The following is a 13,586-nucleotide window of genomic DNA, read 5'->3' on the forward strand; positions in this document are numbered from 1 at the left end:
ATCATGAGAATCAAACAAATTACACTTTATTAATACTATAACTTTCACTTCTTGCATAGGCAAACAAACAAAAAATTAATAACTGGCTGCGATAAAAAATGTCCATCATATACGATTAGCTAAAAAAGATATTTGATTTCTTTTTGCAAACGAATTAATAATATAGAATTTAATAAGAACAGACAACATGAGTGATTTCATAATTATAATATTCCTTTTTCCAATCTTTTTCATGATACATGAGTTTGAAGAAATAATCATGATACAAAAATGGATAAATCATAATCAAATCAAATTAACTCAACGATTCCCCCATTTATACCCAATAATAAAGAAAGCATCAAAGATTGATACACATAAATTTTCTATAATTGTTGCTGAAGAATTTATCATTGTGTCCACATGTTGTACTATCAGTATATATACAGGGCAAATCATCTACTGGTATTGTTGTCTTGCGGCATTCAGCTTACATCTCCTCATTCATTTATTGCAATTTATCATTTGGCAAAAATATATACCTGCAATTGTAACAACCTTATGCTGTCTTCCATATTGTATTTGGGCTATATACAATACCATCCATATATTACCATTTCAATTATTAGTTTTTTATGCATTTATTGGTTTTATAATTGGGGGTGTAAATCTACTGATAATGCATAAAATTATGATATAATTTACTCTGTCTAAATTTAAATCTATCCCTCACATATTGACTTGTCAACTTAGTCAGGAATTAATCTTCAAACTGACAACTATTTTCAGTACACTTCAAACCTCAAAAAACGCAAGTACATTTCAACTCAAACGCCTAAGCGTTTTAAGTAAAACGTACTTGCGTTTGAATCCAAACGCACTTGTGTTTTCTATCAAACGTAAGTACGTTTTTCCCCTGTGCTTAAAAAGCCCCAAATTTTCTTTATTTATTCAGAAAATATACATTTAAAGGCAGTTTTTTAGTATCTTCGCTCCAAACTAACCTGACTAACCTATGTCTGTACTCCGATATTTCATCATTATAGGGATACTTGCCGTGGGAGTATACGTTTTTTCGTGTACCTCCCCAACTGAAGCACCTTCCCCTGAATCTACAGAAATAAATACTCATACCGATAGCCTGTTGCAGTTCAGGATTTATCTTGAACAGGCCCGCATCAGCCGTTTTAAAGGAGAGAATCAGGAAGAAGCTCATTTCTTAGATGCTGCGGAAAACATCGCTCAATGTCTGAACGACTCGTCCGTATATGCAAACTTATGGCAGGAGAAAGCCATGCTTTACCTGCCGCATCAACCGGAAAAAGCCAAAGAATTCTTTCAGAAAGCACTTGCCTATATGCCTTCCGGCACTCCGGTCTCCATCGCACAGAGTGAACTTTACCTTTCCCGCATTTATTTGGAACAAGGACAGACGGACAGTGCCTTCCATTACATCAACAACGCCATCTGCCAAAATTTGCCGAGAAAGGAAACTGCCGCCTTACACCTTCAGAAGGGCTACATTTTTGCCTTTCTTCTGCAAGCTGACTCGGCCACGCATCACATCCTGCCTTTTTTACCTGATGCCTCCTTAAAACAACGCACAGAAGCTTACCGTCGTCTATTCGAAATGTACGGAAAGAAACAGAATGAGAAACAGGAAAACATCTACATGCGAAAATACATTCTGTCGCATGACTCGCTGAGTGCCGAACGAAAGGAAATGGTCATCGAAAAGATACAAGATATGCACGAATACAAGTTGCAACGCGAACGGGCCAACAAAGCGGAGATGCAGGCAGCGCACCACAAGCTGGTTTTCTACCGGATTGCGGTCACCTTAGGCGTGGTGATTCTTATCCTGCTTTTACTTCTTCACCGCATCCGCGTGCACAAGCAAAAGCTGACAGAAGAACTAAAGGCTACCCAGTGGATGCGCATGGAAGAAACACTGAAAAGGAAAGAAGCGGAAGTGGCACTGGCCCACGAACAGGAAAAATTGAAACAGCAGGAAATTGACCGGCTGAATAAAAGCGTAGCATACTACCGGCAACTGAATGCCATCACGCTTCCTTCTCTGTTGCGGAAAAGGAACTCGCAAGGTGCACTTCACCTGACGGAAGAGGAATGGGACATTATTCAGCAAAACACAGACACTTGCTTCGACGGATTTACCAGACGACTGAAGGAGTGTTACCCGCAACTTACGGAAGAGGAACTTCGTTTCTGCTGTCTGGTAAAGATGGATCTTACCATGTCGTTACTATCCGAAATTTACCATATTGCCAAAGGAAGTATCTCGCGCCGGAAAATGAGACTGAAGGAGAAAATGCACATCGAAAACAGCAGTTTTGACGAGTTTATCACCGCATTTTAAGTGTTATGTACATCATAAAAATTATCAACTATCTAATTCCCAATAGATTAAATTTTATTTGTGTACATCAGATTTTTCCCTGACTTCCATCTGTTCACTTTACCTTTGCAGCCGTAAATCTATTTAAACATACGCGACTCATGAAAGTGAAACAACTACTTTATGGGATGATGTACGGCTTATTGATTTTCTTCACTGTATCTTGCAGTGAAGAAAATTCAGAAAATCTACCCGATAATGTAGCTATTTATCAAAGCTACCTGGTAGCTTTTTCTGATTCACAGCCTACCCTGACCTACGCCCGTTTCTCTCCAGAGAAAGACGTACCCCTGAAAGAAATCAAACTGACAGGCGGAGCATCCATCATGGCCAATGGCAAAGAGATGGAATACCATTATTTTGATGGAAATACAATATTCGGTTATTCCTATTCACTGGCACTCGGAAAAGACGAACAAGTCTCATTCGTATTCCAACGCAAACGGCAGCAAGAAACCCGTATGCTGACCAATTATGCCTACAAGGAATGGATTAATGAGATACATATTCCTTCGGAACTTATCACGATTACCAATCAGGAAGTGGTTGGATGGAAGGGTGAGAAAATCGCGTCCAATGAAGAACTGGAGGCCACGCTGGACAGCCCCTCACATTTGGAAGAATATACCGCTTATTATGGTACATTGAACGAAAGCCGTGACGGAATTTCGTTTAAGAATGTGCCGAAAGGAAAATATATGCTTACGCTGAAACGCATCCTGAAACTGGAAACCAAAGACAATGACGCTCCCGCCAAAGGAGAAATCAGACTGGTTTTCTACGACAAAAAAGAAGTAACGGTGAAATAACAAGACATAGCTTAAAATGAGAGGAATTTTTGTAATCATTTTGCTAATCTGTAGCTTGTCAGTGTACGGTCAGACTGAAAAGCGCCCACTTTGGAAGATACAACTGGAGGGCGCACTGGACAATTACAACAGATGGGAAGTAGAGCCGTCTGTCACTTTCCAGCCCTTCAAGTATGCCGGCATCGGAATCAGCTTTCTTTTTAGCAAAAGCCTGGATGGCATCCATCTCAACGGAGTCTCGGCTGACAAAAAATTCCGCTTTGAATTGAACGATGAAAAGGTTCTGTCCACCCACCTCGCATGCAGAATTGCGCCACAATTCTACACGCCTTCGTGGATATTAGGACATGACCAGGAATATGCCTTGTACCTGACATTCAGTCCGGGCATCACTTGTTCGTTTCCACCCACTAAACATATAACCCTGGCCTATTTCCCAAACTCCACAGGTGTATGGACTCCCCACCACTATGAAGAAATCACAACTTCCCGTGCGGAGCCTTTATCCTTTCAGCTGAAAACTTCCGTTTCGTTGGAAATAGAAGAAAGCCTGATAATCTCTCTGGGATACACCCTCTCTAACCTTGACCCTTACTCGGGCGTCCGGGAAACCGTTTTCGACGGAAACATGCTGAATCTCGGAAAGAAGCGCCCATTTTTTCATTCACTCTCGATCGGGATAGGCTGGCGGTTTTAAAAACTGGGTCGGATTAACGTCCGGCCCAGTTTTTTATTCTATTCATAGCTTCCTGGCAATCCTCACGTTTGCCAAAGGCTGTCAGTCGCAGGAATCCTTCTCCGCTTGGTCCAAATCCAACTCCCGGAGTTCCCACCACATTGACCTCGTGAAGCAACATTTCAAAGAAGTTCCATGAATCCAGCCCTTCGGGTGCCTTTACCCAGATATAAGGCGCATTCACTCCTCCATAGAGTGTAAATCCAGCAGACAGCAGTCCTTCACGCATCAAACGGGCATTCGCCATATAATAGGCTATGGTTTCCTTAATCTCAGCTTGCCCTTCGGCGGTATAGATGGCCTCTGCCCCTCGCTGGGTGATATAGCTGGTACCATTGAACTTCGTACACTGCCGGCGGTTCCACAAATGATTCAAAGCTACTTGCTCGCCCGAAGCCGTCATGGCTTTCACTTCTTCCGGCACTACGGTATAACCGCAACGCACTCCAGTAAAACCGGCTGTCTTGGAGAAGCTACGGAATTCTACGGCACACGAACGAGCTCCCTCTATTTCATAAATAGAATGTGGCACATCACTCTCACAAATGTAAGCCTCATAAGCCGCATCATATAATATCAGTGCCTTATGTGCCAGTGCATAGTCCACCCACTTCTGCAATTCGGCTTTGGTCAGCGTCGTTCCCGTAGGATTATTAGGGTAGCACAAGTAAATCATGTCTACCGATTCTTGGGGAAGAGACGGGATAAAATGGTTTTCTGCCGTACAAGGCAGATAAGTCAGACGATTCCATTGTCCGTTCGCCTGCAATTCTCCAGCTCTCCCGGCCATGACGTTACTGTCAATATACACCGGATACACGGGGTCTGTTACCGCAACTTTATTGCCTGTGCCTAAAATATCTCCAAAATTACCGGTGTCACTTTTAGCTCCGTCACTCACAAAAATTTCTGTCGGACGCAATTCTACTCCACGCGAGCGGTAATCATGTTCCAGAATAGCCTGAATCAAGAAATCATATCCTTGTTCAGGACCGTATCCATGGAAAGTTCCGGCATCGGCCAGTTCGTCTACCGCACGGTGCATAGCCTTGATAGAAGCCGGCGGAAGCGGACGAGTCACGTCGCCAATTCCTAATCGGATAAGTGCAGCTTCCGGATGAGCCGATTTAAAGGCATTCACTTTTTTAGCAATGCTCGAAAACAGATAGTTTCCGGGCAACTTGATGAAATTATCGTTTACTTGTATCATATATCTTGTCTTACTCTTTTAATTCGATTGTTCCGTCAAATACTTTCACTGCGGGCCCTATCATATACAAATGCTGCCCCTCTCCTGCCCAGTCGATGGTCAGGTCACCTCCATCCATACAGATTGTTGCATGGGAGCCGCATTGTCCGGAAAAGGCTGCTGCCACAGCGGTAGCACATGCTCCCGTACCACAAGCTTGTGTGATACCGGATCCTCTTTCCCATACCCGCATGCGTATGTTTTCTTTGTCCAATACTTGAGCGAACTCTACGTTTACCCGATCCGGGAAAAGTGGATGACGTTCAAGCACTGGTCCTACTTCAGCAAGAGCTACCTCCTCCATTTTATCTACAAAAATAACCAGATGAGGGTTCCCCATTGACACGGCCACTCCTTTCTGGAAGGGATAAGCATCGCCCAAATCCACCCAGTGAATATCGGCAGGAATTCCCATATCCACCCGAACAGACTCTACTTTTCCTTCCTTCACCTGCAAATGCAGTTCCTTGATACCGGAAAGCGTATCCAGCAGAATATCCGTCTTCGTAGTCAGTCCATATTCATACAAATACTTCCCGATACAGCGACTGGCATTTCCGCACATCTTGGCCTCAGAACCGTCCGCGTTAAAAATACGCATGCTGAAATCAGCCTTGTCCGAATCGCCAATCAGCACCAGTCCGTCACTGCCTATCCCCGTATGAGGACGACTCCAGGCTATGGACTTTTCTTCCAGATTAGTCAGCGGGTATTTCATCGTATTCACATAGATGTAATCATTACCCAGACCATGCATTTTTGTAAATTCTATTTTCATATCTGATAATCAGTTTAGTTTTTGTATCCCTCCTCATGTACATCGGTTACCGCACGTCCGCTCGGCTCATTGATATGCTGGAAAGCTTTATCCCAAGCCAGTGCCTCAGCTGTAGAACAAGCCACACTCGGTACACTGGGAACACTCTTAGCCGCACTTTCACTCGGGAAATGCTCCTCAAAGATAGAGCGGTAGTAGTACTCTTCCTTGTTACGGGGAGGATTCACCGGGAAACGTTCAGCCGCATGCACCATCTGTTCGTCGGATACCTCTTTTGCCGTGAATTCCTTCAACGTATCAATCCAGCTGTACCCCACACCGTCACTAAATTGTTCTTTCTGACGCCATGCCACGCTTTCAGGCAACAAGTCGGCAAAAGCTTCGCGTACGATTTTCTTTTCGATGGTTTTTCCGGGACACATCTTGGCTTCCGGGTTCAACCGCATGGCCACATCCAAGAATTCCTTGTCAAGGAACGGCACACGTCCTTCTACTCCCCAAGCAGCCAATGACTTATTGGCCCGCAAGCAATCATACAAATAAAGCTTGGACAATTTACGTACAGTCTCTTCATGGAAAGCCCGTGCATCGGGGGCCTTGTGGAAGTACAGATAACCACCAAAAATTTCATCTGCTCCTTCTCCGCTAAGCACCATCTTGATACCCATACTCTTGATGACACGAGCCAGCAAGTACATAGGTGTAGAAGCTCGAACTGTCGTTACATCGTAAGTCTCAATGTAATAAATCACATCGCGAAGTGCATCGAGACCTTCCTGAATGGTGTAGTGAATTTCATGGTGCACGGTACCGATGAAATCAGCCACTTCACGTGCCTTGGCCAAATCGGGGGCTCCCTCCAGACCAATAGCAAAGGAATGAAGCTGAGGCCACCATGCCGCCATCTTTCCATCCGTTTCCACACGACGGGCTGCATAACGCTTGGCAATGGCAGAAATGACTGAGCTGTCCAAACCTCCTGAAAGCAATACACCGTAGGGTACATCACTCATCAGTTGCTCACGTACGGCTTTTTCCAAGCCTTCCCGCAAAGCGCTAACCGATGCCGGTGCATCAGCTACTGCCTCATACTGAGTCCAGTCGCGGACGTACCAGCGGGTCATCTTCCCGTCCTTGCTATAATAACAATGTCCGGGTAAAAAGGGTTCATAGCGTTCACAAAAACCTTCCAACGCTTTCAGTTCGCTGGCACAATAGACTTTGCCATCGCTGTCATAACCAATATAAAGTGGAATCACCCCGATAGGGTCGCGAGCGATGAGAAACTCATCTTTTTCTGAATCGTACAGCGCGAATGCAAAAATACCATTCAGCTTTTCCAGAAAATGTATTCCGTATTCTTGATAAAGTGCCAAGATTACTTCACAGTCACTTCCTGTCTGGAAATCATATTTTCCGGCATACTCCTTACGAATCTCACGGTGATTGTAGATTTCGCCGTTCACGGCCAGTACCACTTTCTTATCGGGTGAGTACAATGGCTGTCCGCCACTCTGCGGGTCTACTATCGACAAACGTTCATGCGCTAAGATAGCCGATCCTCCACAATAAATTCCACTCCAGTCGGGACCACGATGACGAATCTTTCGAGCCATGGCCAATGCTTTTTCACGCAACTCTGGAGTCTGTTTTCTGATATTTAAAATAGCTGCAATGCCACACATAATCGTAAAGTTGTATTTATATTTTGTATGTAATCAATTATTTTCGGCTTAAATATGCATCAATGTCGGCTGCGGACTTCCGACCGCCTGCGATGCACTTCACAACCAGACTGGCTCCGGTAGCTGCATCACCGGCCACAAAAACATTTGCCGGGAATTCAGGTTGTACCGGACGAAGGAATCCCATCGCCAGCAATACCAAATCGGCTTTCAGGATTTCTTTCTTCCCAGTCGGCTTCATCACCGGACGTTCTCCTTCGGCTCCCGGAGTCCATTCCACTTCTTCCACTTCTACACCGCACACTTTCCCGTCTTCTTCCAAGAAGCGGTTGGAGGTCAAACTCCACCGACGTATGCATCCTTCTTCATGACTGCTGCTGGTTTTGAGAACCACCGGCCACTGCGGCCACGGAGTATTCGGATTATGACCTACAGGAGGCTTCGGCATAATTTCAATCTGCGTTACACTGAGTGCTCCCTGACGGTTACTTGTTCCGATACAGTCACTACCCGTATCTCCACCTCCAATTACCAGCACATGCTTGCCTTTTGCCGTGATGCGTTCCTCCTCTGGAATGCGCTGTCCGGCCAGTACGCGGTTCTGCTGTGCCAGCATCTCCATGGCAAAATGAATACCTTTCAATTCACGTCCGGGGATATTCAAATCGCGTGCCTGCGGCGTACCCGTACAAATGCAGTATGCATCAAATCCTTCGGGAAGATTTGTCACGTCAATATCGGCATTGACCTTGAAAGTGATTCCTTCTGCTTCCATCACTGCCACACGGCGATCGATTACCGATTTGCTGAGCTTAAAATTCGGAATACCAAATCGCAACAAGCCTCCCACGTATTCCAGTTTTTCAAACACCGTCACCGCATATCCTCTGCGGTTCAACTGATTGGCAGCCGCCAGTCCTGCAGGTCCGGAACCGATGACAGCCACAGACTTCCCGTTTCGTTCATATTGACGAGGCTGTACATACCCTTCACGAAAAGCAGCTTCAATGATAGCAGCTTCATCTTCACGAATGGTTACCGGTGCATCCATACTCAACTTCAACACACAACTCTTTTCACACAATGCCGGACATATACGGCCAGTGAACTCCGGAAAATCATTGGTTCCGGTAAGTATCTCATAAGCTTCTTTCCATTTTCCCTTGTACATGGCATCCTGGAACTCCGGAGGACGATTGCCCAACGGGCATGCCCAATGGCAGAAAGGTACCCCACAGTCCATACACCGCGATGCCTGGAGCTTTCGCTCGCTTGTGTTCAACGTCTGTTCCACTTCACTGAAGTCCATGATACGGTCGTGTACCGGACGGTATCCAGCCTCTTGTCTGGGAACGGTCAGAAATGCTTTTGGATTTCCCATATATCTAGTTTTTTACTGTTCAACAATTAATCAATAATCACGCTGTACTTCGGCTATCTTCTGCTGCAGTTTGCGCATCTGCTCTTCAGCCAGCACTTTCTTGTATTCAATCGGAGTTACCTGAATAAATTCTTCTACATAACGGCTCCAGTTATCCAACATCGTACGTGCCAGTTGAGAACCGGTGTACAGATAATGCTGACGAACCAGTTCATGCAGTTCCTTGCGGGCTGTAGCATCTTCCAACAGAGAAAGTTCTACCATTTCCATGTTACAGAAGTAATCGAAGTTGCGGTCTTTATCCCATACGTAAGCAACTCCCCCACTCATACCTGCAGCAAAGTTACGTCCGGTCTTACCCAGTACGACTACTCGTCCGCCAGTCATATACTCACAGCAATGGTCGCCTACTCCTTCTACTACCGCAATGGCTCCAGAGTTACGTACGGCAAAACGTTCACCTACGCAACCATTGATATACACCTCTCCACTTGTGGCACCATACAACAAGGTATTACCAGCGATTACGTTGTTTTCGGCCAGGAAATTACTTCTTACCGGAGGCTGTACCGAAATATGTCCTCCACTCAAGCCTTTACCCAGGTAGTCGTTCGCTTCACCTTCCAGCTTGAAGCTGACCCCGCGTGGAAGGAAAGCACCGAAACTCTGTCCGGCTGAACCTTTGAACTTCACCTGAATGGTCTGTGCAGGCAATCCAGCCTGTCCATACTTGGCAGCTACGGCTCCAGAAAGCATCGCTCCTACCGAACGGTCGGTATTGGATATGGCATATTCCAACGATACCTCCTTACGGTTCTCCAGTGCTTCGCGTGCGGCAGCCAGCATGCTCACATCCTTCACGTGCTCTATCTCATGACGCTGTTCTGTTACATTATGTAAAGCAGCTCCGTTATCGACTTTGTGCAACAATTTACTGAAATCGAGCAATGAAGCCTTTTCATGAGTTGTCGAACGTATTTCAATCAAATCCGTACGTCCTACAATGTCTTCCAAACGGAAGAATCCCATCTCTGCCAGGTATTCACGTACCTCCTGTGCCAGGAAGCGGAAGAAGTTGACCACATAACGGTAATGTCCGCGGAAATGTGCCCGCAACTGCGGATCCTGTGTAGCCACACCTACCGGACACGTATTGGCATGACATTTACGCATCATGACACATCCCAAAACAATCAATACAGAAGTTCCGAATCCAAACTCTTCTGCTCCCAACAAAGCCATGCTGATGATATCGCGTCCGGTCTTCAACTGTCCGTCAGTCTGCAAACGTACCTGACCACGGAGTCCGTTGAGTACCAGTGTCTGCTGTGTCTCGCTCAGACCAATTTCCGGAGAAATACCGGCATAGCGCATGGAAGAGGCTGGAGAAGCTCCTGTTCCACCTTCTGCTCCTGAAATGACAATCAAATCAGCCTTTGCTTTCGCCACACCGGCTGCAATGGTACCAATACCACTCTCTGCTACCAGTTTCACACTGATTTTAGCTTTCGGGTTCACGTTCTTCAAATCGAATATCAGCTGAGCCAAATCTTCGATTGAATAAATATCGTGATGAGGGGGAGGCGAAATCAACGAAATGCCCGGAATAGAATGACGTGTCTTGGCAATGACTTCATTCACCTTGAATCCCGGAAGCTGTCCACCTTCACCTGGTTTAGCTCCCTGTGCCACCTTAATCTGGATTTCTTCGGCATTCACCAAGTATTCAGTGGTTACACCAAAACGTCCGGAAGCGACCTGCTTAGTCTTACTGCACAAGGAAATACCATCGTAGGTTTCATGGAAACGGTCGGAATCCTCTCCTCCTTCACCTGTATTACTGCGGGCGTTCAACTTATTCATGGCCAGTGCCATGGCTTCATGCGCCTCTTTACTGATAGAACCAAAAGACATGGCGCCCGTTACAAAATGCTTTACAATTTCCTCTACCGGTTCTACATCTTCCAATGGAATCGGATTACGGCGGAAAGAGAAGAAGTCACGCAAGAATATCGGACTTTCCTTTTCATCTACCCGACGCGTATATTCCTTGAACTTGGCATAGCTTCCCAAACGAGTGGCCAACTGCAAAGCGCTGATAGTTTCCGGATTCCAGGCATGTTTCTCGCCATCCTTACGGTAGGAGAACTGACCGATGTAAGGCAATAAATCGTCGACCTCTTTTGCAAAACCTGCATCATGGAACGCCTGGTAATCTTTGGCAATGCTTTCCAACCCGACACCTCCAATGGATGAAGACGGGGTACCAAAGTAAGTAGAAAGCACTTCGCTGCCCAAACCAACGGCTTCAAATATCTTCGCTCCACGGTAAGAACGTATCGTACTGATACCCATCTTACTCATTACTTTATAGAGTCCTTTGCAAACGGCTTTTATGTAGTTCTTTTCGGCAGTTTCATAATTCAACTGTACATCGCCTTTCTTCACCATGTCATCCAGAATGGCAAATACCATATACGGATTGATGGCGCTCGCTCCATATCCCAGCAACAAGGCAGCGTGCATCACTTCCCGAATTTCTCCACTTTCTACCACCAATGCGGTCTGTACTCTCTTTTGTACAGAAATCAGGTGATGGTGTACGGCACTTACAGCCAGCAAAGAAGGAATGGCTGCATGTGCTGCATCAATCTCATGATCGGAAAGAATGATGTAGTTCACACCTTCGTCCACTGCTGCCTCGGCTTTCTTGCACAACTCATTCAATGCCTCACGCAGACCTTCCGCTCCTCTTGCTGCATCGAACAGCATCGGCAATTTCACGGTATTAAACCCTTTATAGCGAATGTTGCACAATATATCAAGCTGTGTATTGTTTAGAATCGGATGTGGCAGGCGTACCATCTTACAATGTGATTCACTCGGCAACAAGATGTTGGTTCCTACGGCTCCGATATATTCCGTCAACGACATCACCAGTTCCTCACGTATCGGGTCGATTGGCGGATTGGTCACCTGAGCAAACTGTTGACGGAAATAATTGAACAATATCTGCGGCTTGTCGGACAACACAGCCAGAGGAGTATCATTACCCATGGAAGCTGTGGGTTCGGCCCCATTCATACACATCGGAGTAAGTGTACGTTCTATGTCCTCGCGAGTGAATCCGAATGCACGCAGGCGACATTCATAATCAGGTACAGAATTGGAAATCTTACGGCCACTGCGTAATGTATCCAGTTCAATACGGTTGGTAGAAAGCCACTGACGATAAGGCTTGGAAGCCGCCAACTGGCTCTTCAGTTCGCCATCGTAGTAAATACGTCCTTCCTGGGTATCTACCAACAATATCTTACCAGGCTGAAGACGGCCTTTTTCCTTAATGGCTTCAGGTTCAAAATTAATGACTCCAGCTTCGCTGGCTACCACCATCATATCGTTTTTAGTAATCAGGTAACGCGCCGGACGCAAACCGTTACGGTCGAGCATACCACCTGCATAACGTCCGTCGCTGAACAACAAGGCAGCCGGTCCGTCCCAAGGTTCCATCAAAATGGAATGGTACTCATAAAACGCCTTCAGCTCCTCACTAATCGGATTCTTGTCATTGAATGACTCTGGCACAAGCATAGCCATGGCATGCGGCAGGCTCAATCCTGACATCACGAAAAACTCCAACACATTATCGAGTGAGGCACTGTCGCTCATTCCCGGCTGTATGATCGGACCTATTTTCTTCACGTCACCTAATAAAGGAGTGGAAAGTACACTTTCACGCGCCTCCATCCATCCTCTGTTTCCACGAATGGTATTGATTTCTCCATTATGGGCTAACAAGCGGAAAGGCTGTGCCAAACTCCAGGTCGGAAATGTATTCGTACTAAAACGAGAATGTACAATGGCCAGTCCGCTGGTAAAGTAAGGCTGGGTAAGGTCCTGAAAATATTCACGCACCTGTACCGAAGACAGCATACCTTTATATATAATATTTTTGCTGGACAACGAAACAATGTAAAAGTCCTTATGATGTACACGGCGTTCAATCTTTTTACGTACAATATATAAGGTACGTTCAAAGTTTTCCAGGTCAGTTGCCCCGGTAATGAACACCTGCTTAATGTCTGGTTCAGTCTCCAACGCACTTTTCCCTAAGATAGAAGAATTCACGGGCACGGAGCGCAAGTGCATCAATGACAATCCTTCACGCTCTACCTCTTCAATCAGGATGCTCAGAATGGACTCCTGTTCCTTCGCATCTTTCGGAAGAAAGACCAATCCCGTACCATATTTCCCCTTTTCAGGCACCGGAATTCCTTGTAACAATATAAACTCATGTGGAATCTGCAGCATAATACCTGCACCGTCACCCGTCTTGTTGTCTGCGCCTTCTGCGCCACGATGTTTCATATTTTCCAAGACTTTCAAGGCTGCATCCACCAATTCATGTGATTTATTACCATGAATGTCTACAATCATACCTACTCCACAAGCATCGTGCTCGTACTCCGGTTGATAAAGCCCGGAAGATGTCTGATGACATTCTGTTACTTCCTGCTCTTCTTTTCTCATAAATTTTCCTGCTAACCTCATTT

General features: G+C 45.7%; 9 protein-coding genes. 4 read left to right on the forward strand and 5 right to left on the reverse strand.

Features of this window, described 5'->3' with window-relative positions:
- Positions 1-187 precede the first annotated feature (187 nt).
- The 4 genes from WKT20_RS18320 to WKT20_RS09255 all read left to right on the forward strand — a co-directional run bounded on the left by WKT20_RS18320 (position 188) and on the right by WKT20_RS09255 (position 3,901).
- Positions 188-679 (forward strand): HXXEE domain-containing protein, encoded by a 492-nt coding sequence (locus tag WKT20_RS18320; protein ID WP_117670904.1) that lies wholly within the window; start codon positions 188-190, stop codon positions 677-679.
- Positions 680-994: 315 nt separating this feature from the next.
- Positions 995-2,356: a tetratricopeptide repeat protein gene (locus WKT20_RS09245; RefSeq protein ID WP_118025975.1), complete on the forward strand. Its 1,362-nt coding sequence runs from the start codon at positions 995-997 to the stop codon at positions 2,354-2,356.
- A gap of 140 nt (positions 2,357-2,496) precedes the next feature.
- Positions 2,497-3,204 carry a hypothetical protein gene (locus WKT20_RS09250; RefSeq protein ID WP_117748417.1) on the forward strand — a complete coding sequence of 236 codons (708 nt, stop codon included), beginning with the start codon at positions 2,497-2,499 and terminating at the stop codon, positions 3,202-3,204.
- 16 nt (positions 3,205-3,220) lie between these two features.
- Entirely contained in the window at positions 3,221-3,901 is a 681-nt protein-coding gene (locus WKT20_RS09255) for a hypothetical protein (protein WP_147331547.1), read from the forward strand.
- 13 nt (positions 3,902-3,914) lie between these two features.
- Here the strand turns inward: WKT20_RS09255 and WKT20_RS09260 are convergent, their stop codons facing one another.
- Genes WKT20_RS09260 through gltB form a run of 5 tightly spaced genes read right to left on the reverse strand, consistent with a single transcriptional unit; the run spans position 3,915 to position 13,563 of the window.
- Positions 3,915-5,150: an LL-diaminopimelate aminotransferase gene (locus WKT20_RS09260; protein ID WP_195203889.1), complete on the reverse strand. Its 1,236-nt coding sequence runs from the start codon at positions 5,148-5,150 to the stop codon at positions 3,915-3,917.
- Between the two features lie 10 nt (positions 5,151-5,160).
- Entirely contained in the window at positions 5,161-5,967 is an 807-nt protein-coding gene (dapF, locus tag WKT20_RS09265) for a diaminopimelate epimerase (protein ID WP_117670897.1), read from the reverse strand.
- Between the two features lie 14 nt (positions 5,968-5,981).
- Positions 5,982-7,652 carry an asparagine synthase B gene (gene asnB, locus WKT20_RS09270; protein ID WP_118025979.1) on the reverse strand — a complete coding sequence of 557 codons (1,671 nt, stop codon included), beginning with the start codon at positions 7,650-7,652 and terminating at the stop codon, positions 5,982-5,984.
- Between the two features lie 37 nt (positions 7,653-7,689).
- On the reverse strand, positions 7,690-9,033 hold the full coding sequence (locus tag WKT20_RS09275; protein WP_340417261.1) for a glutamate synthase subunit beta: 1,344 nt from the start codon (positions 9,031-9,033) through the stop codon (positions 7,690-7,692).
- Between the two features lie 30 nt (positions 9,034-9,063).
- On the reverse strand, positions 9,064-13,563 hold the full coding sequence (gene gltB, locus WKT20_RS09280) for a glutamate synthase large subunit (protein ID WP_340417262.1): 4,500 nt from the start codon (positions 13,561-13,563) through the stop codon (positions 9,064-9,066).
- Between the last annotated feature and the right edge of the window lie 23 nt (positions 13,564-13,586).

The sequence above is a fragment of the Phocaeicola sp. ICN-14070 genome, from assembly GCF_037892625.1.
GTDB lineage: Bacteria > Bacteroidota > Bacteroidia > Bacteroidales > Bacteroidaceae > Phocaeicola > Phocaeicola plebeius.

Coding starts and splice junctions, on each gene's coding strand:
- WKT20_RS18320 (WP_117670904.1), top strand. CDS start 188: ATGAGTGATTTCATAATTATAATATTCCTTTTTCCAATCTTTTTCATG.
- WKT20_RS09245 (WP_118025975.1), top strand. CDS start 995: ATGTCTGTACTCCGATATTTCATCATTATAGGGATACTTGCCGTGGGA.
- WKT20_RS09250 (WP_117748417.1), top strand. CDS start 2,497: ATGAAAGTGAAACAACTACTTTATGGGATGATGTACGGCTTATTGATT.
- WKT20_RS09255 (WP_147331547.1), top strand. CDS start 3,221: ATGAGAGGAATTTTTGTAATCATTTTGCTAATCTGTAGCTTGTCAGTG.
- WKT20_RS09260 (WP_195203889.1), bottom strand. CDS start 5,150: ATGATACAAGTAAACGATAATTTCATCAAGTTGCCCGGAAACTATCTG.
- dapF (WP_117670897.1), bottom strand. CDS start 5,967: ATGAAAATAGAATTTACAAAAATGCATGGTCTGGGTAATGATTACATC.
- asnB (WP_118025979.1), bottom strand. CDS start 7,652: ATGTGTGGCATTGCAGCTATTTTAAATATCAGAAAACAGACTCCAGAG.
- WKT20_RS09275 (WP_340417261.1), bottom strand. CDS start 9,033: ATGGGAAATCCAAAAGCATTTCTGACCGTTCCCAGACAAGAGGCTGGA.
- gltB (WP_340417262.1), bottom strand. CDS start 13,563: ATGAGAAAAGAAGAGCAGGAAGTAACAGAATGTCATCAGACATCTTCC.